Raw genomic sequence first — 24,553 nt, 5'->3', positions numbered from 1 at the left:
GCGCTGCTTGAGGGTCTGGCCTCGTCCGTGCCGCGCGCGAAGGGCTGGAATCGTTGGAACGGCGCCGATCTCCGACCAAGGGTGAAGTGGCGAGTGAGGCTTCTGGAATGCCCGGATGTCCGGTCGATAGTTGCGCACTCGTCGAACTATCAACCACCACTTGACCCCCTGTGCGGAGCGGCCCGGGCGAGTTGACACCCCCTCGGCGAGGGCGTGTACTGGAAGTGTTCGAACACCTGTTCGAATGTCTTTCGAGCGTGCAGGAGGTGTCATGACCCTGGTCGACGACGCCCTCCTGGAGGTCCTGGGCAGCTCCGCGGTCACCGCTGCGCGCGCGGCGACCGAGGTCCCCGATCCCCTCGCGCCCGCACGCCCTGCAGGTTCCACGCACGCCGAGCGGGCCCTGCTCGCCCGGTCGGTGCTGCGCCGCGCCGAGCTCTCTGCCCGGCGGGCGCCGGGGGCCACGGGGGAGGAGAAGCTCCTGCCGGTCCCGGAGGAGCTGTCCGGCCTGCTGCCCTTCGGCGGGCTCCAGCGCGGTACCGCCGTGGTGGTCGACGGCTCCACCTCGCTCCTGCTCGCGCTGCTGTCCGAGGCCTCGCGCACGGGGGCCTGGACCGCGATGGTCGGCTTCCCCCGCCTCGGCGTCCTCGCGGCGGCCGAGGCCGGGATCGACCTCGGCCGCGTCGCGCTCGTCCCGTCCCCGGGACCGGACGCCGCGGCCGCCGTCGCGGCCCTGCTCGACGGGATCGACGTCGTCGTGGTCGGGCCGCAGGCCGCACTGACCGACGCCGACCGCCGTCGCCTGACCTCGCGTGCCCGCGAGCGCGGCAACCTGCTCGTCGCGGCGCAGCCCTGGGCCGGTGCGCACGTGGTCCTCACGGTCCGCGCGGGGACGTGGTCGGGCATGGACCAGGGCGCCGGGTACCTGCGCCGGCGCCGGCTGACGGTCGAGCGCAGCGGGCGGGCCGGGGCGGCCCGCAGCATCGAGCGCCAGGTCGAGCTGCCGCTGCGCGCGCACGCCGTGAAGAACCCGCGGCAGGTCGAGAAGACCCCGCCCGGCCTCCGGCTCGTCGGATGAGCACCGAGGCCACGGCCACCCGCACCGCGGTCCTGTGGGTGCCGGACTGGCCGGTCGTCGCGGCCATGGGGTCGGCCCAGGTCCCCGCGCACGTGCCGGCTGCCACGCACGACGGCCGTCGGGTCCTCGCGGTCTCGGCCACCGCCCGGGCGCAGGGCGTGCGCCGGGGGATGCGACGCCGTCGGGCGCAGGAGTGCTGCCCCGAGATCGAGCTGCTCGACGCCGACGACGGCCGCGACGCGCGCGAGTTCGAGCCCGTCGCGCTCGCGGCCGAGACCGTGGTCGCGGGCATCGAGGTCGCGCGCCCGGGACTGCTGCTCCTGCCCTCGGGCGGCCCCGCGCGCTACCACGGCACCGAGGAGCGCCTCGCCCAGGTGCTCGTCGAGCGGGTCGCGCGGGACACGGGTCACGAGAGCCAGGTCGGCGTCGCCGACGGGATCCTCGCGGCCGTGCTCGCGGCGCGGGCCTCGTCGGTCGTGCCCGCCGGGACCTCGCGCGCCTACCTCGCCCCGCGCCCGCTGGGCGAGCTCGCGCACGTCGTCGTGGGTGACGCCCAGCCCGTCGCGCAGCTCGTCGACCTCCTGGGACGGCTCGGGCTGCGGACCTTCGCGGACCTCGCGGCCCTGCCCGCCGCGAGCGTGCTGTCCCGCTTCGGCGACCTGGGTGCGTGGGCCCAGCGCCTGGCCCAGGGCGAGGACCTGCGCCCGCCCGCGAGGCGCCGCATCGAGGCGGACGTGGCCGTCGAGTGCGAGCTCGACCCGCCCGCCGAGCGCGTCGACGTCGCGACCTTCGCGGCCCGGCGCCTCGCCGAGGACCTGCACGCCCAGCTCGTCGAGCGGTCGTCGTCGTGCGGTCGGCTGCGCATCACGGCCCGCACCGAGGACGGGCGCGAGCTCGAACGGACCTGGCGCTGCGACGACGGGGCCATGGGCGGGCTCACCGCGGCCCGGATCACCGACCGCGTGCGCTGGCAGCTCGAGGGGTGGCTCACGGCGTCGCGCGTCGCACTGGGGCAGCGACAGCGCCAGGAGCAGCAGCGACGACGAGGTCCGCGGCGGGGGGCTCGGGGGACCGGGCCGGACGGCGACGTGGCGTACGACGACCCGCCGGACCTGCCCGAGGACCGGCCCTCGCCGCTCGTGCGGCTCGCGATCACGGCGGAGGAGGTCGTGGCCGCGGGGGTCGAGCAGCCGCGCCTGTGGGGCGCGTCGAGCGGCGAGGACGCGCGCGCCCAGCGCGCGCTGGGCCGTGTCCAGGGCCTCCTGGGCGGGGACGGTGTGCTGAGCGTCGTCACGCAGGGCGGGCGCGACGTCCACGACCAGGTGCACCTCGCCCCGTGGGGCGACGCGGCCCCTGCGCCGCGGCGCGCGGACCTGCCGTGGCCGGGGCGCCTGCCCGAGCCCGCGCCGGCCCTCGTGCTGGACGTCCCGGAGGACGTCAGCGTCCTGGACGACGGTGGAGCGCCCGTCCGCGTGGACGTGCGCCTCGCGATGAGCGCACCGCCCGCGACCGTGCGGTGGGAGTCGGGACGTCCGCGCTCGGCCCGCGTGCTCGGCTGGGCCGGGCCGTGGCCGCTCGCCGAACGGTGGTGGAGCCAGGCGCCGCGCCGGCGGGCGTACCTGCAGGTGCTGCTCGACGACGGCCGGGGCGTGCTGCTCGCGAGCGCCCAGGGGCGCTGGACCGTGGAGGCGGTCTATGACTAGGCCCACCGGCTCGGGTGCCCGTGCGGGCGGGGCGCCCCGCTACGCCGAGCTGCACGCGCACTCGGCGTTCAGCTTCCTCGACGGCGCGAGCCACCCCGAGGAGCTCGCGGCCGAGGCGGCGCACCTGGGCCTGTCGGCGCTCGCCGTGACGGACCACGACGGCCTGTACGGCGTGGTCCGCTTCGCGACCGCGGCGCGCGCGGTGTCCTTGCCGACCGTGTTCGGTGCCGAGCTGCACCTGCCCGTCGCGCCGACCCCCGGCGCGGCCCCCGTCCTGGACGCGCCCACGGGCGTGCCGGACCCGCGGGCGTCCCACCTGCTCGTCCTGGCCCGCGGCCCGGACGGGTACCGCAACCTGTCGAGCGCGATCGCGACCGCGCACCTCGCGACGGGTCGCAAGGGCGCGGCCGACTACCGGCTCGACCAGCTCGGGGAGCAGTCGGGCGGCCAGTGGCTGGTCCTCACGGGCTGCCGCAAGGGCGCGGTGCGCTCGGCGCTGCTCACCGAGGGGCCGCAGGCCGCTCGCCGTGAGCTCGACCGGCTCGTCCAGGTCTTCGGCCCGGACAACGTGGCCGTGGAGATCACCGACTCGGGCGACCCCCGCGACAGCGACCTGTGCGACGCGCTCGCCGGGCTGGCCGCGGACGCCCGCCTGCCGCTCGTCGCGACCGGCAACGTCCACTACGCACGTCCCCGCGACGCACCCCTCGCGGGGGCGCTCGCGGCCGTGCGCGCCCGGTCGTCGCTCGACGACATGGACGGCTGGCTGCCGGGAGCCCCCACCTCGCACCTGCGCTCGGCAGCCGAGATGCTCGACCGGCACCGCCGCCACCCGCAGGCCGTGGCCACGGCCGCGGAGCTGGGCGCCGAGTGCCAGTTCGACCTGCGTCTCGTGGCCCCCGAGCTGCCGCCGTACCCGGTCCCGGAGGGGCACGACGAGAGGTCGTGGCTGCGCGTGCTCGTGGAGAGGGGCGCCGCCGACCGCTACGGCCCGCGCGACGCCGAGCACGAGCCCGGTGCCTGGCACCAGATCGACCACGAGCTCGGGATCATCGAGCAGCTCGGGTTCCCCGGGTACTTCCTCATCGTCTACGACCTCGTGGAGTTCTGCCGCGCGCGCGGCATCCTCGCCCAGGGGCGCGGCTCGGCCGCGAACTCGGCCGTCTGCTACGCGCTCGGCATCACGGCCGTGGACGCCGTGAAGCACGGTCTGCTGTTCGAGCGCTTCCTCGCGCCCGAGCGCGACGGGCCGCCGGACATCGACGTCGACATCGAGTCGGTGCGCCGCGAGGAGGTCATCCAGTACGTGTACGAGCGGTTCGGGCGCACGCACGCGGCGCAGGTCGCGAACGTCATCTCCTACCGACCGAAGTCCGCGGTGCGGGACGCCGCGCGGGCCCTCGGGCACGACGTCGGGCAGCAGGACGCGTGGAGCAAGTCGATCGAGCGGTGGGGGTCGCTGCGGGGGCCGGACCCGGCGAGCCCCGCGGCGGACCGGGCGGCCCGGGAGCGTGCCATCGCCCGGCGCGGTGCGCACGGGGCGGCCCCGGCTGGAGCCCCGGCGGGGGCCTCGACCAAGGCCCCGGCTGGGGCGGCCGCGACGCCCGCCGGCCCGCCCGTCGTCGTGACCCGCACCGCGGCCAAGGACGCCCGCACGGCCGAGGTCTGGGGGACCGGCGAACCCCGGCAGGGCAAGCAGGGCCGGCAGAGCCCGTCACCGCAGCGTCCGGACCGCCCGCACGCGGGTCACCCCGACTGGACCCCGGACCTGTCGGGTCGCGTCGTCGACCCGCTGGCTCACGACGACGCGGACCGGCGGGACGACCCCACGCTGCGCTCCGACGACCCGCACGACGTCGTGCCCGCCCACCGGCCGCCGTCGGCCGCCGAGGAGGGCGAGATCCCGGCCCCGGTGCTGAGCCTCGCGGAGCGCATGCTGCGTCTGCCCCGGCACCTCGGCATCCACTCGGGCGGCATGGTCATGTGCGACCGCCCCGTGATCGAGGTGTGCCCGGCCGAGTGGGCGCGCATGGAGGGGCGCACGGTCCTGCAGTGGGACAAGGAGGACTGCGCGGACGCGGGGCTCGTGAAGTTCGACCTCCTGGGCCTGGGGATGCTCACGGCGATCCGGGTAGCGTTCGAGCTGATCGCCGAGCACGAGGGCCTGGACCTCGAGCTGCACTCGCTGCCCGACGAGGACCCCGCGGTCTACGACCTGCTGTGCGCGGCGGACACGGTCGGGGTGTTCCAGGTCGAGTCACGCGCCCAGATGGCGACGCTGCCGCGCCTGCAGCCGCGCACGTTCTACGACATCGTGATCGAGGTCGCGCTCATCCGCCCCGGCCCCATCCAGGGCGGCTCGGTGCACCCGTACATCAACCGGGCGCGCGGACGGGAGAAGGTCACGTACCTGCACCCGTTGCTCGAGAAGTCGCTCGCCAAGACGCTGGGCGTGCCCCTGTTCCAGGAGCAGCTCATGCAGATGGCGATCGACGTCGCGAGCTTCAGCGCGGCCGAGGCCGACCAGCTGCGCCGCGCGATGGGGTCCAAGCGGTCGGTCGAGCGCATGGAGGCGCTGCACGGGCGGCTCCTGGCGGGCATGGCGAGGAACGGGGTCGCCCCGGACGTCGCCGAGCAGATCTTCGACAAGCTCAAGGCGTTCGCGGACTTCGGGTTCCCCGAGTCGCACGCCTACTCGTTCGCGTACCTCGTGTACGCGAGCGCGTGGCTCAAGGTGCACCACCCGGCCGCGTTCTACGCGGGCCTGCTCGCGGCGCAGCCCATGGGGTTCTACTCGCCGCAGTCGCTCGTCGCGGACGCGCGCCGTCACGGGGTCACGGCGCTGCGCCCGGACGTCAACGCGTCGGGCGTCAAGGCGGGGGTCGAGCGGCTGCCTCGCGTGCCGGCGAGCCGGGCGGCGACGGAGGGGACGCCGTCGGGCAGGGACGTGCGGCCCGACGGCGCCGCGCCCCGACGTGGTCCCCTCGCCCCGCGCTCTCCCGCCCCGCCCGACGGCGCCCCGCACCCCGACCTGTCCCTCGCGGTGCGCATGGGGCTGGGGAGCGTGCGCGGGGTGGGAGACCCGGTCGCGGAGGCGATCGTCGCGGCGCGTGCGGACGGACCGTTCACGGACCTGCGCGACCTGGTGCGTCGCGTCGACCTGACCACGGCCCAGCTCGAGGCGCTCGCGACGGGCGGCGCGCTCGAACCCCTGGGCGTGGCCCGGCGCGAGGCGCTGTGGGCCGCGGGAGCGCTCGCCCAGGAGGGCCCGGACACGCTGCCGGGGGTCTCGGTCGGGGTCGAGGCGCCCACGCTGCCGGGCATGAGCGAGGTCGAGACCGCGGTCGCGGACGTGTGGGCCACGGGCGTCTCGACCGACTCGTACCCGACCCAGTACGTGCGCCCCGGGCTGCGCAGGGCCGGGGTGCTCACCGTCGCGGGGGCGATCGCGGTGTCCCAGGAGATCGAGCGCGCCCGTGAGACCGAGCGTGCGGCAGGCGAGGCACCGGGTACCAGGCCGCACCCGCCGTCGCGCGTCGCCGTGGGCGGCGTCGTCACGCACCGCCAGCGCCCCGGGACGGCGGGCGGCGTGACGTTCCTGTCGATCGAGGACGAGACGGGTCTGCTCAACGTCATCTGCACGCCCGGCCTGTGGCAGCGGTTCCGGCGGGTCGCGCGGTCGTCGCCCGCGCTCGTGGTGCGGGGGCGCCTCGAACGGGCAGACGGCGCCACGAACCTCCTCGCGGAGCACCTCGCGCCGCTGTCGTTGCAGGTCGCGTCCCGGTCGCGGGACTTCCAGTAGACCTTCGCTGGCATACTCGGGGCCCATGAGGACCGGACCTGCACGCACCCGCCGTCGACCGATGCCCGCGCTCCTGACCGGGACCGTCGCCACCCTCGTCCTGCTGACCGGGTGCGGGGCGACCCCCGTCACGCCCGACGATCTCCTGGAGGCGCAGGGCGACCTGACGTCGGGCGTCGCGTTCGTGTCCTCGATCGGGCGCTCCGCGATCGATCTGACGGTCGAGCCCGGCGCGCTCGCGGACGGGGCGAAGGCACCGAGCGCTGCGCCGCTCACCGTGGCGGTCACGTGCGAGGGCGACGGCGACGCGCACGTCGCGGTCGACGGTGTCCCCCTCGGGACGGTCTCGTGCGGGTTCCGGCGCGGTGACACGGGGTACGTCGCACTGACGACCGGGGACGAGATGGACCTGCGCCTCGGCCATGGCGTCACCGTCGAGGCGGACACGGGGGCGGCCGTGGCGATGTCGGTGCTGGTCGAGCAGGCGGGCTGACAGGGGTGCCGTCGCTGCGCCCCGCGGCCGCGTACGACGGGCAGCGCCCCTGTCGGATTGGCGAGGTCCACGACGAACCGACGACCGAAGATCTCGCGTGGATGCGGGCCCGAGACGTCGACGGACTCTCGATCAGGCCCCCGCGAGGTACGCGCCGGGTCTTTCCGCTGAACTGGGTGGAAGGCCTCGGACTGCTGCGGTACCTGGAGATCGTGAGCCCTCGGCCCGTCGGGGCGGTCCCGGCGAGCATCGTCGGCGGGCTCGAGATCCTTCACGTGCAGGGGCGACTCCACGCAGAGCTCGACCTGGCTCGGGCGCAACGACTGCGCAGCCTCACGCTCGCACAGGACCAGGTAGAGGCCCTGTCGTCCGCGCCGGTGCTCGAGCACTGTGGTCTGGAAAGTGCGACGAGGTTCTCGTCAAGCATCTTCGAGGGGTGCGCCACGCTGCGGAGCGCGTTCGTCACCGCCGACAATCGGGCGGCCAACCCCGGCTGGGACTTCTCGGCCCAGGGTGAGATCCCTCTGGAAAGGCTCACCCTGATGGACGGAGGGGCCCGTAGCCTCGACGGTATCGCAGCCCTGCCGAGGCTCCGCGGGCTCACCATCCTCCCGCGGGAGGACGCGGGGCTCGAGCAGCACCTCGACCTGAGGCCCCTGGCAGCGTGCTCGAGGCTGCGGCGACTCGTCCTTCACCGGAGCGGCACCCTGGACAACGCCCATGTCTTGGACGAGCTGACGGATCTCGAGACGGTGAAGGTCCGGCGAGGAGCCGTGGACCGCACCGTCGAGGACCGGGCGTGGCTCAGGGTGCTGTGACGCGGGTCCGGGCCATCGAGATGCGGCTGACGGGGGTCGTCTCGCCGGAAGAACCCCCAATGGCCGCATCTCGATCGGCCGGACGCGGCCCACCCCGCTTGGCCCCGATCTCCAGGGCCCGGCCGGCGTCTCGAGCGACCCCGTGAGGCCGAGCACGAGGTTGTGGTCGCTCTGGGCGCCAGAACGGCCACAACCTCGTGCTCGGCAGCCAACCGCAGGCCGTGACCGTCAGGCGAGCGGCTTGCGCATGCGGAAGTTCGTCAGCGAGACCCCGCGGAGCACGGGTTGGCGCTCCTCGACCACGACGAACCCGTGCTTCTCGAAGAAGGGGCGGGCCGTGAGGCTCGCGTACGTCGTGAGCTCGACGGCGCCGCGAGCCCGGGCGGTGCGCGTCACGTGGTCGAGCAGCGCCGAGGCGACGCCGCGGCGGGTCACCGCGGGATCGACGAACATCATGTCGACGTACCCGCGGTCGTCGACGTCGCTGAACCCGAGGACCTCGTCGCCCTCGACCGCGACGACCGTGTCGGTCTGCAGGCGCTTGACCGCCCAGACGTCGAGCGAGATGTCGTCCGAGCCCCAGGCCGCGATCTGCTCGGGCGAGTAGTCCTTGCTCGCCGTGACACGCACCGCGCGCAGGAACACGCGGAGCGTCGCTTCCGCGTCGGACTCGTCGTAGGCGCGCAGGATCATGGCGTCGAGCCTAGCCCGCAGACGCGCCCGGTCGTGCGCGGTCCGCACCCGCCGACAGCGACCACACCATGCTCACGGTGAGTGCAGTGAGGACGGAGTACATGATCAGGGCGATCCACGAGGCAGCGGACGCGTCGCCCCGGCTCGGTACCCAGACCTCGGCGTCCGGGCCCTGCGTGAGCAGCACGACGAGGGCGTAGACGGCCGCGCCGCCCGAGGCGAGCACGAAGGGGCTCATGGCAGCCAGCCAGAGGAGTCGTCGGCGGGTCATGGGTGTCCTGCATCTCGCTCTCGGTGGGGGAAGCTCCGGCGGGCCTCGCTCCGTGCGGGGCGGTCGCCGGCGGGGTGCTGGTCGACCCTATCGCCGACAGGCCCCGTGTCGACCTCCAGGCTCCGCAGAGTCCGGGGATCGAGACGCGTCGCGATCCCCGACGGGCTCGGTGCACGTCGCGGGCCGTCACGCGGGAGGTCAGGGCGCAGGGGGTTCAGGACCCCTCACGACCTGGATCGCTCCCCGGGCGTGGTCGCGTGCCTGCGCGAGCGTGGGAGCTCCCTGCAGCCCGAGCAGCCGTCGCCGGTGGGGTTCGCCGAGGAGGAGCGTGTACAGGACCTCGGCCCAGGGCCGTGCGTCCTTGCTGGCCGCGCCGTCGCCGAGCGGTCCGCCCGGCGCCGCGGCGAGAGCCTCGATCGAGGCTGCCGGCCCCCGGGCGTAGAACGTCGCGGCGAGGTCGGGGAACTGGGGTGCCTCGGCGATGACGAGCCGGTGCAGCGTGACGGCCTGGTCGCTGTGCAGCGTGTGGACGATCCGGGTCGCGAGCGCCTCCAGGTCCTCGCCGCCGGGCTGGGCCTCGCGCTCGTGCGCGTGCAGGCTCTCGACCGCTGCGACGAAGAGCCCGGCCTTGTCCGTGAACTGCTGGTAGATCGTCCGCTTGGTCACGCCGGCCTCCTTCGCGACGGCCTCGATCGTCGTGGCGTCGAACCCGCGAGCGCCGAAGTGCCGCGTCGCGACGTCGAGCAGCTCGGCGCGGCGGGCTGCCTGCTCGCCCTTGCGTGGGCGCCCAGGGCCGCGCGTCGCGGGAGGTCTCGTCGATCCGTCGTCCGTCGTCGTCATGCGTTAATGATACGGTCACGTTTCATTTATCGCACGCAAGGAGAACGCCGGTGGTTGGACACAGAGTGCTGCACGTCGCCTTCAGCGACGACTGGGAGGCCTGCGAGCGCTTCGGCGAGTACAACGTCGCCACGCGCAACACGTTGTACGAGGTCGCGGGGTTCGTGCATGCGACGACCCTGTCCGGCCTGCCGTCGGTCCTGCACGGCCCGTACGCCGACGCCTCGATCCCGCTGGTCCTGGCCGTGATCGACGAGGACTCCCTCGCGGACGAGGGCATCGAGGTCGCGTGGGTACCGGCCGACGGAGTCGGCGCCCCGGTCCCGCGGATCCTCGGTGCCTTCCCGATGGACGGTCGGACGGTCCCGGCAGTCATCGAGCTCGGACGCGCCGACGGGAGGTGGGTGGTCCCGGACCTCTCGGGCTTCTCCGTCCGTCCGTAGCGGGATCGCCGACGAGGGGTGTGCGCCGAGCGGGATCGGCTCACCCTCAGCGCGCACCGTTCCCGCTCAGCCGACCTCGCTCGTCAGCACCCCTCCCGGCCCGGCACCTCCTGGCCCGGCCCGGCCCGTTCCTCCGCGCCTCACCGCACGACGCAGCCCTCACGCCAACGGGTCCACGGGCACGACGACGCAGATCTGGAACGTGTCCCGGCCGCGCCGCAGCAGGTAGCGAAAGCTCTCGGTGTCGGCCTCGCCCGCCCACTCGTCGCGGTAGCTCCAGCGCACGTCGACCCACACGAGGCCGGCACTCGTGGTCCCCAGGGACCGGATCTGCGCGACCGCGCCGACGAGCCCGCGTTCGCGGTAGCTCTCTGCCGCACCGCGGAAGGACTCGCGCACGGTCTCGGCGTCGCTGATGAGGACCGAGGCCTCGTCGGTCACGACCAGCGCAGGGAACGCGTACGTCTCCGCGATCGTGTCGAGGTCGCCGGCCGCGAGCGCCACGCCGTACGAGTTGAGGAAGGCTTGGACGTCGTCGTGGTCGTAGGCGGTCGCGTCGCTGGTGGGGGTCGTCATCCCCTCACGGTAGGCGCGGCGGGCTCGCCCGGCACGAGATGGGCGGGCCCCTCGAGTCCCGCGGTGATCGCGGTGATCGCGGCGAGCAGCGCGACAGGCCCGACGAGCCCGTCCGACGCCTCGGACGCTGCCGTCCCGGCGACCTGCGCCAGGAAGTGCGCGAGGACCGGCTCGAGGTAGTCCGGCCCGACCTCCAGCTCGCCCTCGACGGACCCGCCCGTCGTGGTCACCACCGTGTGGAACGGTTGCGCGGGGTGCAGAGCCGGGTCCACGAACCGCAGGCGCACGACGACGTCGCGCCCGTCCGCGGTCGCCCTCACGGTCGCGGTCACGCCGTCCTCGTCCCGCCCGACGGCGGGTTCCCCCCACGCGAGGCCGGCGTCGCCGCCCAGCAGGGCGCGGGCCGTCTCGACGAGGTGGATGCCCAGGAAGAACAAGCCGTCGTGCGCCGACCCGGGGTCGGCGGGGCCGGTGACCGTCAGGCCCGTGACCTCCCCGAGCCCGGCCGCCTCGGCGCGCAGCCGCGAGACGCCGGGCACGAAGCGCAGGGCCGAGCACGAGAACAGCACCGCCCCGCTCGCGCGTGCCGCGGCCACGAGCTCCTCGGCGTCCGCGACCGAGGCGGTGAACGGCTTGTCGACCAGCACGGGCAGCCCCGCCCGGACGAAGGGCAGGGCCGCCGTGCGGTGGAGCCGGCCCGCGCGGTGGGCGACGATCACGGCATCGACCGACGTGACGTCGTCGGGCCCACCGGGCCGCACCCGTGCGCCCGCCGCCGTGCTCGCCGCGGCGAGCTCCGCGACGCGCCCGGGCGAGCCGTCCGCGAGGACGGTCACCCGGACCCCCGGGAAGCGCTGCTCGACGTTCAGCAGGCGCACGTAGTGGTCGGCGTGCGAGGAGTCGAGCCCGACGAGCGCGACACGGACGTTCTGGGTCATCCGGTCATTCTCGCGGACGGTCGGCGCCCGGTCACCCGTCCCTGCGTCCTGGAGACCTCACCACGCCTGCGCGATGAGCTCGGCGAACAGCTCGCCCTCGTCGACGTCGAGCCCCCGTGACCGGAACCACGCGCACATGGTCCGGCAGTCGCGCATCAGGAGGTCGGTGCCGTGCGGGTTCGCGACGAGGTCGAGGACCTGCGGCAGGTCGATGATGACGATCCGCTCGCCCTGGGCCAGGACGTTGTACGGCGAGAGGTCGCCGTGCGCGTACCCGTGGGCCGCCAGGACACCCATCGCGCCGCGGAGCTGGTCCCAGTAGGCCTCGAGCGTGCCGACGTCGGGCCGGACGCGCGCCAGACGCGGGGCCGCGACCCGGCTCGCGGGCGAACCGTCGGCCTGGCCCGTGCTCGCGTGCTCCCCGACGAACTCCATGAGGATCTCGGTCCCGTCGATCTGGACCGGGTACGGGACGGGGGCCCCGGCAGACCACAGCATCGACAGCGCCGCGAACTCGGCGTTGGCCCACTGGGCGGCCGCGGCCTCGCGTCCGTACGAGGACTTGCGCTCGATCGCGCGACGGTCGCGCGATCGCCGGACCTGACGTCCCTCGACGTACGCGGAGTCGCGGTGGAAGGCGCGGTGCTCGGAGCTGCGGTACCGCTTGGCCGCGAGCAGCGAGAACTGGCCCGGCTCGTCGGGCACGGCCCGCTCGAGCAGGAAGACGTCGGCCTCCTTGCCCGTCTTGAGGACGCCGAGCTCGGTGTCGATCGCGGCGTCGGCGGTCACGACCCACTCGGGGCGGGGGTCGGGGCCGCGCATGCCCTTCTCGACGCTCGACCACGTGGACCAGCGCTGGTCGGGGTCGAGGTCCGGGTCGAGGTCGGGCGCGTCGTCCTGGGCCACGTCGCCCGGGAAGGGGCGGCCGTGTGAGGCGTCGTCGAACTCGTCGTGGAAGGCGGCGTACGCCTCCGCTCCGAACGCGCCGGCGAAGCGGGGGAGTGCGGGAAGGTCGGTGTGCTCGTGCACGGTGGGGCTCCTCGGGTGAGGTGAGGAGCCGGGCGTCAGAGGCCGGGGCTCCTCGGGAAGGTGGAGGCGTGGGGAACGACGACGACGGTCATCACGTCACCTCCTCCTTCTCGCGGCCCGGAGGCCTCGCGCTCGCGCCGGACCTTCTCCGGCGGACGTGCCTACCCTCGCACCCGGTGGCGAGGGCAGGCAACGGTATTTCCGCTCAGCCGCCGAACGACTGCACGAGCAGCGTGTACGTGCCGCTCGTGTCGAAACCCATCTGGGTCAGCAGGGACCACACGACGCCGACCACGGCGTACGCGCTGACGGGGATCAGCAGGAGCCACTCGCGCACCGACCCGGCGTTCCCGAGGACCGGGAGCGCGAAGTTCCCGCCCGGACGCCAGATGTCGTTGAGCACGTTGGTGCGCCGCACCCAGCGAGGGGCTTTGAACGTGATGGGCCACAGCAGCGGGCACCCGCCCGTGGTCATGACGTCGCCGATGATGTGGACCGTGACGCCGAGCCCGACCGCGACCGGGAGCCAGTTCCACTCCTCGGGGGCGAGCAGCGCGATGAGGACCGCGATCGTGACCGACCCGATCCATGGACCGAGCTTGCCCCCGCGCGTGAGCTTGAGCGCCTTGAGCGCGAACGCCACGAGCAGGATCGCCACGAACCCAGCGCCGATCGCGACGGTCCCGAACGTGTCCGACTCGATCGTCACGAGCCCCGCGAGCCAGGCGAGGCCCGTGAAGACCGCGATCCCGAGGATCGAGTGCGTGCCGCGGCGGTGGCCGCCCGAGATGGTCTCGACGACGTTCGCGACGCCCTCGGACACGGGCGGCAGCGAGTGCGCGATGGTCCCGGAGTGGTGGTCCGCGTCGGGCAGCAGGGCAGCACCGGCGCACACGATCGCGCCGGTGATGACGCCCACGTCCGAGACGGGGTAGATCCCGAGCGTGTACGGGGCGGTCGAGGTGACCGCCACCCATGCGGCCGCGCCGCAGGCGGCGTGGTGGCCACCCATCATGATGCGTTCGTCCCGTCAGTCGTGTTCGTCCCGCACGAGCGGTTCGCGCGGTCTGTCCCACGCGACAGCACACCCTACCCGGCAGGCACCCACACCCGACCTCACGTCCTGTCAGACCCTGGCGTCTACAGTGCATGGGACACACCGACACCAGGCCTGCACGCACGCACCGGACCGGAGGCACACCGTTGTCGCATCTGCTGGAACGCCCGGAGCCGTCCGAACCCGCTCGCCCGGGGCGGACCGTGCGCCACGCGGTCTTCGGCTCGCCCGTGGGCGACCTCACGGCGATCGGGGGCGCGGACGGGCTCCGGGCCCTGTACTTCGACGCCCACAAGCGTCGCCCCACGGGCGAGACGTTCGGCGAGCGCGACGACGACGCGTTCGAGGAGGTCCGCGTCCAGGTCGGCGAGTACTTCGCCGGCACACGACGCGCGTTCGACCTCGAGCTCGCCCCGGTCGGCGACGGCTTCCAGACGAAGGTCTGGGCGCTGCTCGCCCAGATCCCCTACGGCGAGACCCGTTCCTACGGGGACCTCGCGCTCGCGCTCGGCGACAGGAACCTGGCCCGCGCGGTCGGGTCGGCCAACGGCCAGAACCCGCTGAGCATCGTCGTGCCCTGCCACCGGGTCATCGGCGCCGACGGCAGCCTGACCGGGTACGCGGGCGGGATCGAGCGCAAGCAGTTCCTGCTCGCCCTCGAGGAGTCCGACGAGACCCGAGCCAGCCGGCTGTTCTGATGGCCTCTCGCGTCCTGCGGCACAGGTCACCTCACGTCCTGGGCGTGCGGTGCGTCTACCGGACGTGAAGCCCTTCGAACGCGTCGTCGCCGAGCACGGCGCCACGGTCCTGCGCGTGTGCCGTGCGGTCCTCGGCCCCGTGGACGCCGACGACGCCTGGTCCGAGACCTTCCTGTCCGCCCTCACGGCCTACCCGCGCCTCGACGAGGGGGCCAACGTCGAGGCCTGGCTCGTGACGATCGCGCACCGCAAGGCGATCGACGTCACCCGGCGGCGCGCCCGCGCACCCATCGCGGTGCCCGACGTCGCCGACCTGCTCCACGAGCCCAGCCGCGACGGGATCCCCGGGCGACGCATCGACCAGGGCGACGACGACCTGTGGCGGGCGCTCGCGGCCCTGCCGCCCAAGCAGCGGCAGGCCGTGGCCTACCACCACGTCGCCGGCCTGCCGTACCAGGAGGTCGCGTCGATCCTCGGAGGCAGCGCGGAGGCCGCACGCCGCGCCGCCTCGGACGGCATGGCGGCGCTGCGGCGCACGTATCCGGCCGCCCGCTCCTCGTCACCGGCCCCCTCGCCCGCCCGCACCTCGAAGGGAAGTGCCTCATGAGCGACACCTCGCCCCGTCCGACCGACCTGCTCGCCTCCCTCGGGAGGGACCTCGACCGCGGCGCCGCGCCCGACGACGACTCCCGGGCCGCGCTCTCGCGGCTGCACGACCGCCTCGCGGCGGACGCTGCGTCGTCGGGCCTGCTCGACGTCGCCTACCGCACGCTCGACACGCCCGTGGGCACGCTCCTGCTCGCCGCGACCGACCAGGGCGTGGTGCGTATCGCGTTCGACGTCGAGGGGCACGACGCCGTGCTCGACCGCATCGCCCGCACCGTGAGCCCGCGCGTCCTGCGCGCCCCCGGGCGCCTGGACCGGCTCGCGACCGAGATCGACGAGTACTTCGCGGGCGAGCGCCGCGCGTTCGACCTCCCGCTCGACCTGAGCATGGCCTCGGGTCCCTTCCGGCGCGAGGTGCTGACCCACCTGCGCGACATCGGCTACGGGCGCACCGCGTCCTACGCCCAGGTCGCGGTCGCCGCGGGCAGCCCGCGCGCCGTGCGGGCCGTGGGCACGGCGTGCGCCAAGAACCCGCTGCCGCTCGTGGTCCCGTGCCACCGGGTCGTGCGCTCGGACGGCACGAGCGGCAGCTATGCGGGGGGCGCGGAGGCCAAGCGCCTGCTGCTCGCCCTGGAGAGCGCGGCGTGACCCCCCTGCCCGACGGCGTCACGACGGCCCCGCAGGCCGGCGCGCCCGGGGACAGGGCAGGGTCCTGGACGCGCCACGTCCCCGTGGTCCGGCCCTTCGACGCGACCTCGGCGCTCGCGACGCTCGTCGCGCACGCCGTGCCCGGCGTCGACCGCGTCGACGCCGGACGCGGCGAGGTGACCCGGCTCGTCGAGACGGGCTCGGGAACCGTGGCCACGACCGTGCGGCTGACGCCCGACACGCTCGAGGTGCGCGGGGACGGCGGGGACCCGGACGCGGTCCGCGCGCTGGTCGCCCGGTGGTTCGACGCCGACGCCGACCTCGCGACCGTGCACACCGTCCTGGGCGCCGACCCGGTGCTCGCGCCCCTGCTCGCCGAGCGGCCGGGACTGCGCGTCGTCGGGCACCCGTCCGGGTTCGAGGCCGCGGTCACGACCGTCCTGGGCCAGCAGGTCTCGCTCGCGGCGTGCCGGACCTTCGCGGGGCGGCTCGCGGGAGCCTACGGCCGTGAGGGCGACGTCGCGGGCGCAGACGGGCTGCGCCTGTTCCCCGACCCGGACACGCTCGCCGGCGCGCGGGCCGCGGAGCTGCAGTCCGCCGTCGGGATCACGGGCGCCCGGACCCGCACGCTGCTCGCGCTCGCCGCGGCCTGCGCGGACGGGCTCGTGCTCGGGCCCCACGTCGCGGACGACCCCGCGGCGCTCGCGGACACCCGCGCGCGGCTGCTCGCCCTGCCGGGGGTGGGGCCGTGGACCGTCGACTACCTCTCGGTCAAGGTCCTGGGGGACCGCGACGGGTTCGTCCCGGGGGACCTCGTGCTCCGCAAGGCGCTCGGCGGGATCGACGCACGTGCGGCCGCGCGGACGGCCGAGGCCTGGGCGCCCGTCCGGGCCTACGCGCTGTTCCACCTCTGGACGCACACGGCCTACTGACGCCTCGCGACCGGAGCCATACTGGAGGAAGCCTCGGCCCTCGGGAGGGACGCACCATGAGCACCACGACGCACACCGCACCGGACCTCGACGCGCCGGACCAGGACCCGGCGGACGACGACGTGCGCCGTCGGACGCCTGACGGGGGAGCGGCCGGACCCGAGACGACGGCCGGACCCGAGACGACGAGCGGCGCGGACGACGACGTGCGCGACCAGATCGAGGCCGGGGTCCTGTTCGCCAACGGGCGGCTCGCCGGACGCCGGTTCGCCTCCCTCGCGGAGGCCCAGGCCTGGGCGCACCCCGAGCTCGGCGACCAGGTCGTCGAGTTCAACCCGGTCTGCGACTGCTCGGTCTGACCCGGCTCGTCGGTCGCCGGTCCTCCGGGAGGAGCGGCGACCGGCGCGCGTGGGTGGCGTGCGCAAGACTGCACCCCGCGGGCCGACCGGCCCGGCACGAGGGTGCGAGCACGCACACGCGAAGGGCATGCAGATGAGCGACACCGACCTGACCGCGCTGGCCGAGAGCCTGCGCGCCGCCGCCGGCGCCTACTACGACACCGACGAGCTCAGGATGTCGGACGCCGAGTACGACTCGGGCATCGAGCAGCTGCGCATCGCCGTGGCCGCGGACCCCTCGCTCGCGGGGCAGTTCGCCGACCTGCTCGACGCCGTGGCAGCGGGCCAGTCCGCGGGAGGCGACGTCGAGCACCCCACGATGATGGGTTCGCTCGACAAGGCACCCACGCTCGACGCGCTCGACGCCCTGGTGCTCGCGATCGACGGCCCGGTCGTCGTCGAGCCCAAGCTCGACGGGCTCGCGATCCGGGCGCTCTACCGCGCCGGACGCCTCGACCTGGTCGCCACGCGCGGTGACGGACGCACCGGCGAGGACGTGACCGAGCGGGTCCGACGGCTCGAGATCGACGGGCTGCCCGCGCGGCTCGTGGGAGCGGACCTCTCGGTCGAGGTGCGGGGCGAGGTGTTCATGGCCGACGCCCGGTTCCCCGCGGCGCAGACCGCCCGGGCCGCGCTGGGCGGGGCGTCGTTCGTCAACCCGCGCAACGCCGCCGCGGGCATCCTGCGCAAGGGTGACGCGGCCTACGCGGGGCTCCTGACGTTCGCCGCGTACGACGTGGTGCCCGTGGACGGCTCCCCGGCGACCGTGGCGGACCCGTCGTACAGCGCCCGGCTCACGGTGGTCGAGCAGGCCGGGATCGGCACGGCCCGCGCGCTGGCCCCGTGGCTCGCGGGCGGCGAGCCCGTGGTCCTGACTGGGGAGCCGGGCACGGTCGCGGTGCGCTCGGCCGTGGCCGCGCTCGCCGAGCGGCGCCCGGACCTCGGGTTCCCCATCGACGGGATCGTCGTCAAGGCGGACCTCGACGCCGACCGTGAGCGGCTCGGCTCCGGGTCGCGCACCCCGCGATGGTCCGTCGCCTATAAGTACGAGGCCGAGACCGCCGTTACCCGGGTCGTGGCGATCACGACCGGGGTCGGTCGCACGGGGCGTCTCGCGATCCGCGTCGAGGTCGAGCCCGTGTTCGTGGGCGGCACGACCATCACGTTCGCGACCGGGCACAACGCGACCTGGATGCTCGAGAAGGACGTGCGCGTCGGGGACACGGTCGTCATCAAGCGGGCCAACGACGTGATCCCGTACATCGAGTCCGTGGTCCTGGACGAGCGTCCGGCCGACTCGACGCCCTGGACCCCGCCCGCGACCGACCCGAACGGCGGCGAGTGGGACAAGAGCACGCTGCTGTGGCGCTCGACCGACCCGAGCCTGTCGGTCGGCGCGACGATCCGGTACGCCGTGAGCCGTGACGCCCTGGACATCGAGGGCATCGGCACGGAGATCGTCGAGTCGCTCGTGGAGCAGGGTCTGGTCGCGGACGTGGCGGACCTCTTCTCGCTCGACGTCGAGACCCTCACGTCGCTGCCGCTCGGCGAGGGCCGCATGCTGGGCGCCAAGAACGCCGTCAAGATCGCCGCGGAGATCGAGCGGGCCAAGGGGGCGGCCTGGAACCGGGTCATCACGGCGCTGGGCATCCGCATGACCGGGCGGACCATGGGACGCCGCCTCGCGGCGGCCATCCCCACGCTCGACCTGCTGCGCGCCGCGACCGCCCTGGACCTGGCGGCCGTGGACGGGATCGGACCCATCCGGGCCGCAGCGATCCGTGAAGGGCTCGACGACCTCGAAGCCCGAGGGGTCCTCGGACGACTGGCGGCCGCGGGGGTCCACACGGGCACCGCGCCGGACCCGGAGGACACGGTGGCCCTGCCGCTCGCAGGCATGACCGTCGTGGTGTCGGGCGCCGTCCCCGGCTACTCGCGGACCACGGTCGCCGAGCTCGTCGAGGCCAACGGCGGCAAGGCGTCCTCGTCGGTGTCGTCCGCGACGAGCCTGCTCGTCTCGGAGCCCTCGACCTCGAGCAAGTACGTCAAGGCCACGGACCTCGGGGTACGCATCGTGACGCCCGCGGAGTTCCTGGAGATGGTGGGGTAGCGCTCGCCCGGCCCGTTCCCGCCCTGCGCCCTAGGGTGGGATCGTGACCCGCCAGAGCGCACCCGACGCGGTCGGCCCCGTGGTCCCGGCCACCGGCCCGGCGCCGCGGCGCCGCGTGAGCCACCGGCTCGTCGAGCTCGGGGACGGCTTCTTCTTCGTCTTCGCGGGCCTCGCGTCGGTGTGGCTCGCGTGGCTCGTGCTGAGCGAGTCGATCCACATCGGCTGGTTCACGGTCCTCTACGTCGTCGCGGTGTGGCTCGTGATCGCGTACCTGGCCCTGCCACGCCTGCACCGCATCCTCACGACGCTCTACGTGCCCGAGTACTTCATCGGTCGCACCCGGACCGCGAACGGCCTGCTGGGCGACCCCGTCAACCTTGCCCTGCTGGGCGAGGAGGGCCAGGTGCGTGCCGCGATGGAGGCCGCGGGGTGGACGGTCGCGGACGACGTCACGCTGGCCTCGAGCGGGCGGATCGTCGCGGCGACCCTGAGCAGGCGCAGCTACGACCAGGCTCCCGTGAGCCCGTTGTTCCTGTTCGGGCGCCAGCAGGACTTCGCGTACCAGCAGGAGGTCGAGGGCAACCCGTCGCGACGGCACCACATCCGGTTCTGGCGGTGCCCGCCCGACTGGCCGCTGCCCGGGGGGCGTCGTGTCGACTGGCTCGCGGCCGGGACCTACGACCGGTCCGTGGGCTTCTCGCTCTTCACGCTCCAGGTCACGCACAAGATCGAGGCGGACACGGACCAGGAGCGCGACCACGTCGTGGCCACGCTCGAGGGAGCCGACGTCGGCGTCCAGGTCGAGGTCATCGAGGACTTCTCGACGGGCTATCACGCGCGCAACGGCGGCGGTGACGCGATCAGGACCGACGGCGACCTTCCCGTGGTCGACGTCCGGGCGGTGGCAGCGCCTGCCGAACGAGTCGCGGACCGCGCCGCGCAGAAGCCTCGCCGTCCGGCCGCCACGACGGCCGGCGCGCTGCTCGTCGTGCTGGGCGTCGTCGCGGACATGATCTGGCTCGCGAACCTCGCGCTGCACTGGGACCAGACGCTGAGGTCGTTGTTCCTGGGCGGCGACGTGACGCAGCAGGACCTCGACGAGGCGTCGGGCCCCCTGCTGGTCGTGGTCGTGGTGCTCCTCTCGCTCGTCGCCCTGTTCCAGCTCTTCCTGGCATGGCGGGTCTTCAAGGGTCGGACCTGGGCGCGCGCCCTGGTCATGGTGCTGGCCGCGATCAGCACCACGTCATCGTTCGTGGGGTGGGCGGTGTCGGGGGACCAGATCACGCTCCGCTCCACGCTGCTGACCGTCGCGCTGGACATCCTGGTGCTGCTCACGCTCTCGAGCAGGGACGCCGCGGCCTACACGCGGGACGAGCGGACGGAACGGCGGCTCCGGCGAGAACGCCGGCGCGCGCCCGTGGTGCCCGCCGTCGGGTGACGGTCCCGGCTCGTGCCAGTGCCGTTCCGCTGGCGTGTCGCTGGCGTGTCGCGAGGCGATCGGCCGTGCTCGACGAGGGACGCGTGGATATCGTGGCCCGATGGCAGAGGTCAAGCAGTTCCAGGTCACCTTCGACTGTGCGGATCCCGAGCGCGTCGCCCGCTTCTGGTGCGAGGTGCTGGGCTACGTGGTCCCGCCGCCACCCGAGGGGTTCGCCACCTGGGAGGACTTCGCCGGCTCTCTGCCGCCCGCGGACCGAGGGGCCGCGTTCGTCTGCCAGGACCCCACGGGGGTGGGGCCGCGTCTCTACTTCCAACGCGTCCCCGAGGGCAAGGTCGTCAAGAACCGCGTGCACCTCGACGTGCGGGTCGGCACCGGGCTCGTGGGCGCCGAGCGCCTCGCGGCGCTCGAGGCCGAGTGTGCGCGGCTGGTCGCGCTCGGCGCGACCCGCGTGCGCCTGCTGCCGGCCGACGAGGACGAGGAGTCCTGCATCGTGATGCAGGACGTCGAGGGCAACGAGTTCTGTCTCGACTGAGCCGCGGCTCAGAGGCGACCCGTGCCCTGTTGACCCGGCGAGTCGGTGCCGCGTCCGGCGATAGCCGCTCTAGTCGAAGTTCGGGTCGCCGTTGACGTTGAACGTCTCGGCGACCCACGGGAACACCCACGTGAACAGCACGAGCACCACGGCCGCGACCAGGATCAGCGACTGGACGACCTTGGCGAAGCGGTTGCCCGGCAGGTGCCGGAAGATCCACCCGTACATCACTGCACTCCTGGGTCGTTGAGGACTTGCTCGGGCATGCCGTCGGCACGGTCCATCCAGCCGACGAACTTCGCGTAGGTGATCCAGCGGTGGGAGTTGCCGAACTCTCCCAGGGTGGGGGAGTGGCACGTCGTGAGGGTCAGGAGCCGCTCGGTGGGCTCGACGCCGGGCTGGTTCGGCACGGGGGCGATGACGTCGACCTGGCTCGGGAGCACGATCTCGTGGCCCGTGACCTCGTACACGTACCAGGTGGTCGCGGTCTCGACGATGACCTGGTCGCCCTCGACGAGCTCGTTGACGAACCGGAACGAGTTGCCGTAGGTGCGACGGTGCCCGGCGAGCGCGAAGTTGCCGACCTCGCCGACCTGCTGGGTCTGCGTGTAGTGACCGGCGACGGCCTTGTTGAGCAGCGCGGTCGTGGTGCCCTGGACGATCGGCATGGTGTTGTCGGTCTTGCCGTACCAGGCGGGGACGACGAGGGCGCCGATGGTCTCGCCCTCTGCCACGGCCTCCGGGACGGGCGGTGCGTCGGTGCGCAGCTCGCCCGCGACCTGCGGGGCCTCCGGAAGGGTCTCCTGGAACTGGGTCATGATGGTCTGCGCGGCCTGGTTCGACTGGACCGTGGTCCACCACAGCTGCCACACGACGAACAGGCCGAAGATTACGCCGAGGGTGATCAGCAGCTCGCCCAGCACCCCGAAGGCCGCAGAGACGGCCCCGCCGCCGGAACGGCCGTGCGTTCGGTTGCTGGTGTGCCTCACAAGCCCTCTTCTCCGGTCGTGACCGCGGCGCGGATCGAGTCCACAGCCTAGTCGGTCCGGGCGAGCCGGGGCCCGTGCACGGAGGGTGGAAAGGCCCGTCGTCGCAGTTGAAGGGCCGGGCCAGGGGGGGGCGGGCAGAAACAGCGAAGCGGGCCCAGGTTGCCCTGGACCCGCTCCGCTGTTCGCTGTCTCAACGAGTGTCCGGAGGGGGACTTGAACCCCCACGCCCGATAAAGGGCACTAGCACCTCAAGCTAGCGCGTCTGCCATTCCGCCACTGTCTCAACGAGTGTCCGGAGGGGGACTTGAACCCCCACGCCCGATAAAGGGCACTAGCACCTCAAGCTAGCGCGTCTGCCATTCCGCCACCCGGACAGGTGTCAGGTCCCGGCGTTCCCGCCGGGGGCCTTGCGGGGAAAAACATAACACGTTTCGGGCACCAAGCGTGCATCGGGTCCGTGGGGCAGACTGGGGAGCGGCCCTGGTCCCCGCGCACCGGTCGGTGCAGGTCAGGGCTGGTTTCACCAACCGGATCGTCAGTGGGATGGGGTGCTCGTGGCCGAGGACAAGGACGCACGACAGGACGGCGCCTCGTCGTCGAGCGTGGGGAGCGGGGGTGATCGTCCTTCGGCCTCGGTCAAGCACCTGGCCGGCGCCAGTCCCGCGGCGCGCAAGGTCGCGGGAGCACGGCGGAACCCGTCGGTCGTCGGCTACGACGACACCGTCCCGGCCTGGCTGCGCACGAGCGCGGGGTGGTCCTGGCGGCTCCTGCTGCTGATCGCGGGCATCGGCGTGATCTTCTACGCGACCGCCCAGGTGCAGATCGTGTTCATCGCGGTCTTCCTGGCCCTGGTCATCACCTCGGTCCTGCGCCCGGTGACCGACTGGTACGCGAAGATCATGCCGCGCGGGCTCGCCACCGCTCTCGCGCTGCTCTCGGCGTTCCTGGTGCTGGGAGGCCTGCTGACCTACGTCATCACCTCGGTCGCGGGACAGTGGGACAAGCTGGCCGGCCAGTTCAACACCGGCATCGAGAAGATCTTCGACTTCCTGGAGCACGGCCCGCTGCCCGTGACGATCACGGCCGACGACGTCGACACCTGGATCGAGAACGGCCGCAAGTGGATCACCGAGCACGGCGGTGACATCGCGAGCCAGGCCGCGGCGAGTGCGGGCTCGGTGTTCGAGGCCTTCGCGGTCCTCGCGCTCGCGATCTTCTGCACCATCTTCTTCCTGGCCCGGGGCAAGGACATGTGGACCTGGTTCCTCAACCAGCTCCCCGCGCGGTCGCGCGAGACGTGGACCGTGGCCGGCGGGGCGGGCTGGTACACGTTCTCGGGATACGCCCGCGGGACGGTCATCATCGCGCTCGCGGACGGGATCCTCGCCGCGATAGTGCTCGTCGTGCTGGGGGTCCCCCTCGCGGCGCCGCTCGCGGTCCTGGTGTTCATCGGCGCGTTCATCCCGCTCATCGGTGCGCCCGCGGCCATGGTCATCGCCATGGTCGTCGCGCTGGCGGCGAACGGGGTCGTGAACGCGGCCCTCGTGGGTATCTTCATCGCGCTCATCGGTCAGTTCGAGGGCCACATCCTCCAGCCGCTCGTCATGGGCAAACAGGTCTCGCTGCACCCTGTCGTGGTCGCGCTCGCGGTCACGTCGGGAACGTTCATCGCGGGCATCCTGGGCGCCGTGGTCTCGGTCCCTCTCGTCGCGGTCGCCTGGGCGGTCTTCAGCAAGCTGCGCCGCAAGGACCCGCCCATGGAGGACGAGATCCCCACGGCCAAGGAGATCGCCCTGTCCGGGCGTGAGCGCTCCTCGAACGGAGGGAGCACCAACGACAAGGAGGCGACGGCCGACGCCTGAGGTGCGTGCCGTCGTCGGGCAGCGACCAGGAAGCCCAGCCCGACGACGCAGCCCACCCCGTGCGGACAGCCCGCCTACTTGAGGCGGAGCCCCGCCCGCACCCGCTCGACCGTCCGGTCGATGCGCGCCACCCGCGTCGCGGGGCGCTTGGCGTCCTCGACCCACGCCGCGTACTCGCGCTGGTGCGAGTACGACATCGCCCGGAACGCGTCGAGCACGCCGCCGGCCGCGAGGGCGGCCTCGACGTCGGGGGCCAGGGCGACCACGCGGGGCGCGTCGTCGAGCTCGAGGCGCACGTGCACGGTGTCGCCCGGCCCCTTGCCGATCTGCTCCTGGACCGCTTTGAGGACGCCCAGCAGGTGCGGTCCGCCGTACGTGACCAGCGAGCCGCGGTACGGGACGCCGTCGATCGTCGTCACGACCGGGACACGCCCCCTGGTCCCGAACAGCTCCGAGACGTCGCCCGGGAACGCGACGAACGACCCCGCGCCGCGCTCGGAGGACCGGGTGATGACGGCGTCGAACTCGAGCAGGCCGGGGTTCGTCCAGGTGGGCACGCTCCGACGCTAGCCCCGCCGTGCGGCCACGGCACCCGG

25 protein-coding genes and 1 tRNA gene are annotated in these 24,553 nt (G+C 73.7%); 15 read left to right on the top strand and 11 right to left on the bottom strand.

Annotation, left to right across the window (positions count from 1 at the left end; translation table 11 throughout):
- The first annotated feature begins 271 nt into the window (after positions 1-271).
- From ASE15_RS18335 to ASE15_RS18315, 5 genes are all read left to right on the top strand, one after another.
- On the top strand, positions 272-1,078 hold the full coding sequence (locus ASE15_RS18335; protein WP_056764928.1) for a hypothetical protein: 807 nt from the start codon (positions 272-274) through the stop codon (positions 1,076-1,078).
- The gene (locus tag ASE15_RS18330; RefSeq protein WP_056647011.1) at positions 1,075-2,781 is read left to right on the top strand and encodes a DNA polymerase Y family protein; all 1,707 of its coding nucleotides are present in this window, start codon (positions 1,075-1,077) and stop codon (positions 2,779-2,781) included. Before ASE15_RS18335 ends, ASE15_RS18330 begins: the two co-directional genes overlap by 4 nt.
- Entirely contained in the window at positions 2,774-6,583 is a 3,810-nt protein-coding gene (locus tag ASE15_RS18325; RefSeq protein ID WP_056764925.1) for an error-prone DNA polymerase, read from the top strand. Before ASE15_RS18330 ends, ASE15_RS18325 begins: the two co-directional genes overlap by 8 nt.
- Before the next feature lie 61 nt (positions 6,584-6,644).
- Positions 6,645-7,076, top strand: a complete 432-nt coding sequence (locus ASE15_RS18320; RefSeq protein WP_056764921.1) for a hypothetical protein — start codon at positions 6,645-6,647, stop codon at positions 7,074-7,076.
- A 5-nt stretch (positions 7,077-7,081) separates the two neighbouring features.
- Positions 7,082-7,894 (top strand): hypothetical protein, encoded by an 813-nt coding sequence (locus ASE15_RS18315; RefSeq protein ID WP_056764919.1) that lies wholly within the window; start codon positions 7,082-7,084, stop codon positions 7,892-7,894.
- A 228-nt stretch (positions 7,895-8,122) separates the two neighbouring features.
- Here ASE15_RS18315 and ASE15_RS18310 read toward each other — a convergent pair whose 3' ends face one another.
- From ASE15_RS18310 to ASE15_RS18300, 3 genes are all read right to left on the bottom strand, one after another.
- Positions 8,123-8,587: a GNAT family N-acetyltransferase gene (locus tag ASE15_RS18310; protein ID WP_056764916.1), complete on the bottom strand. Its 465-nt coding sequence runs from the start codon at positions 8,585-8,587 to the stop codon at positions 8,123-8,125.
- Positions 8,588-8,597: 10 nt separating this feature from the next.
- On the bottom strand, positions 8,598-8,858 hold the full coding sequence (locus ASE15_RS18305; RefSeq protein WP_056764914.1) for a hypothetical protein: 261 nt from the start codon (positions 8,856-8,858) through the stop codon (positions 8,598-8,600).
- Between the two features lie 198 nt (positions 8,859-9,056).
- Positions 9,057-9,698, bottom strand: coding sequence for a TetR/AcrR family transcriptional regulator (locus ASE15_RS18300; protein ID WP_056764912.1), 642 nt, complete (start codon positions 9,696-9,698; stop codon positions 9,057-9,059).
- 50 nt (positions 9,699-9,748) lie between these two features.
- Here ASE15_RS18300 and ASE15_RS18295 point away from each other — a divergent pair, with 50 nt between their 5' ends.
- Positions 9,749-10,141: a DUF952 domain-containing protein gene (locus tag ASE15_RS18295; RefSeq protein WP_082618589.1), complete on the top strand. Its 393-nt coding sequence runs from the start codon at positions 9,749-9,751 to the stop codon at positions 10,139-10,141.
- Positions 10,142-10,300: 159 nt separating this feature from the next.
- On the opposite strand, the gene ASE15_RS18290 is transcribed toward ASE15_RS18295, so the two are convergent.
- From ASE15_RS18290 to ASE15_RS18275, 4 genes are all read right to left on the bottom strand, one after another.
- Positions 10,301-10,717: a hypothetical protein gene (locus tag ASE15_RS18290; protein WP_056646986.1), complete on the bottom strand. Its 417-nt coding sequence runs from the start codon at positions 10,715-10,717 to the stop codon at positions 10,301-10,303.
- Positions 10,714-11,655 (bottom strand): Gfo/Idh/MocA family protein, encoded by a 942-nt coding sequence (locus ASE15_RS18285; protein ID WP_056764909.1) that lies wholly within the window; start codon positions 11,653-11,655, stop codon positions 10,714-10,716. The genes ASE15_RS18290 and ASE15_RS18285 overlap by 4 nt, the downstream gene beginning before the upstream one ends.
- 57 nt (positions 11,656-11,712) lie before the next feature.
- Complete coding sequence (locus ASE15_RS18280) at positions 11,713-12,684, bottom strand: serine protein kinase RIO (protein ID WP_235534554.1); 972 nt, start codon at positions 12,682-12,684, stop codon at positions 11,713-11,715.
- 205 nt (positions 12,685-12,889) lie between these two features.
- The gene (locus ASE15_RS18275; RefSeq protein ID WP_056764907.1) at positions 12,890-13,699 is read right to left on the bottom strand and encodes a metal-dependent hydrolase; all 810 of its coding nucleotides are present in this window, start codon (positions 13,697-13,699) and stop codon (positions 12,890-12,892) included.
- Positions 13,700-13,944: 245 nt separating this feature from the next.
- On the opposite strand from ASE15_RS18275, the gene ASE15_RS18270 reads away from it, so the two are divergent.
- The 8 genes from ASE15_RS18270 (at position 13,945) to ASE15_RS18235 (ending at position 21,106) form a co-directional block, all read left to right on the top strand.
- Positions 13,945-14,439 carry a methylated-DNA--[protein]-cysteine S-methyltransferase gene (locus ASE15_RS18270; protein ID WP_056764905.1) on the top strand — a complete coding sequence of 165 codons (495 nt, stop codon included), beginning with the start codon at positions 13,945-13,947 and terminating at the stop codon, positions 14,437-14,439.
- Between the two features lie 64 nt (positions 14,440-14,503).
- Positions 14,504-15,046: an RNA polymerase sigma factor gene (locus tag ASE15_RS18265; protein WP_056764903.1), complete on the top strand. Its 543-nt coding sequence runs from the start codon at positions 14,504-14,506 to the stop codon at positions 15,044-15,046.
- Positions 15,043-15,693: a methylated-DNA--[protein]-cysteine S-methyltransferase gene (locus ASE15_RS18260; protein ID WP_082618587.1), complete on the top strand. Its 651-nt coding sequence runs from the start codon at positions 15,043-15,045 to the stop codon at positions 15,691-15,693. The genes ASE15_RS18265 and ASE15_RS18260 overlap by 4 nt, the downstream gene beginning before the upstream one ends.
- A complete protein-coding gene (locus ASE15_RS18255; RefSeq protein ID WP_235534552.1) occupies positions 15,690-16,625 on the top strand; it encodes a DNA-3-methyladenine glycosylase in 936 nt (311 codons plus the stop codon). The genes ASE15_RS18260 and ASE15_RS18255 overlap by 4 nt, the downstream gene beginning before the upstream one ends.
- Positions 16,626-16,681: 56 nt before the next feature.
- Entirely contained in the window at positions 16,682-16,984 is a 303-nt protein-coding gene (locus ASE15_RS18250; protein WP_056764901.1) for a hypothetical protein, read from the top strand.
- Positions 16,985-17,117: 133 nt separating this feature from the next.
- Positions 17,118-19,133: an NAD-dependent DNA ligase LigA gene (gene ligA, locus ASE15_RS18245; RefSeq protein WP_162259151.1), complete on the top strand. Its 2,016-nt coding sequence runs from the start codon at positions 17,118-17,120 to the stop codon at positions 19,131-19,133.
- 43 nt (positions 19,134-19,176) lie between these two features.
- Positions 19,177-20,571: an LssY C-terminal domain-containing protein gene (locus ASE15_RS18240; protein ID WP_235534550.1), complete on the top strand. Its 1,395-nt coding sequence runs from the start codon at positions 19,177-19,179 to the stop codon at positions 20,569-20,571.
- A gap of 100 nt (positions 20,572-20,671) precedes the next feature.
- A complete protein-coding gene (locus tag ASE15_RS18235) occupies positions 20,672-21,106 on the top strand; it encodes a VOC family protein (protein WP_056646968.1) in 435 nt (144 codons plus the stop codon).
- A 69-nt stretch (positions 21,107-21,175) separates the two neighbouring features.
- Here the strand turns inward: ASE15_RS18235 and ASE15_RS21280 are convergent, their stop codons facing one another.
- The 3 genes from ASE15_RS21280 to ASE15_RS18220 form a co-directional block, all read right to left on the bottom strand.
- On the bottom strand, positions 21,176-21,334 hold the full coding sequence (locus ASE15_RS21280; protein WP_169834197.1) for a hypothetical protein: 159 nt from the start codon (positions 21,332-21,334) through the stop codon (positions 21,176-21,178).
- Positions 21,334-22,095, bottom strand: a complete 762-nt coding sequence (locus ASE15_RS18230) for a class E sortase (protein WP_056764897.1) — start codon at positions 22,093-22,095, stop codon at positions 21,334-21,336. Before ASE15_RS18230 ends, ASE15_RS21280 begins: the two co-directional genes overlap by 1 nt.
- A gap of 289 nt (positions 22,096-22,384) precedes the next feature.
- A tRNA-Leu gene (locus ASE15_RS18220) sits at positions 22,385-22,469 on the bottom strand.
- 228 nt (positions 22,470-22,697) lie between these two features.
- On the opposite strand from ASE15_RS18220, the gene ASE15_RS18215 reads away from it, so the two are divergent.
- Complete coding sequence (locus tag ASE15_RS18215; protein WP_369800647.1) at positions 22,698-23,957, top strand: AI-2E family transporter; 1,260 nt, start codon at positions 22,698-22,700, stop codon at positions 23,955-23,957.
- Between the two features lie 74 nt (positions 23,958-24,031).
- On the opposite strand, the gene ASE15_RS18210 is transcribed toward ASE15_RS18215, so the two are convergent.
- Positions 24,032-24,514 carry a YdeI/OmpD-associated family protein gene (locus ASE15_RS18210; protein ID WP_157277276.1) on the bottom strand — a complete coding sequence of 161 codons (483 nt, stop codon included), beginning with the start codon at positions 24,512-24,514 and terminating at the stop codon, positions 24,032-24,034.
- Positions 24,515-24,553: the final 39 nt, after the last annotated feature.

It is taken from the genome of Oerskovia sp. Root22 (assembly GCF_001429135.1).
Taxonomy (GTDB): Bacteria; Actinomycetota; Actinomycetes; order Actinomycetales; family Cellulomonadaceae; genus Oerskovia; species Oerskovia enterophila.
Note: the sequence above shows the minus strand (reverse complement) of the source record. Positions and strands in the feature narration are given on the sequence as shown.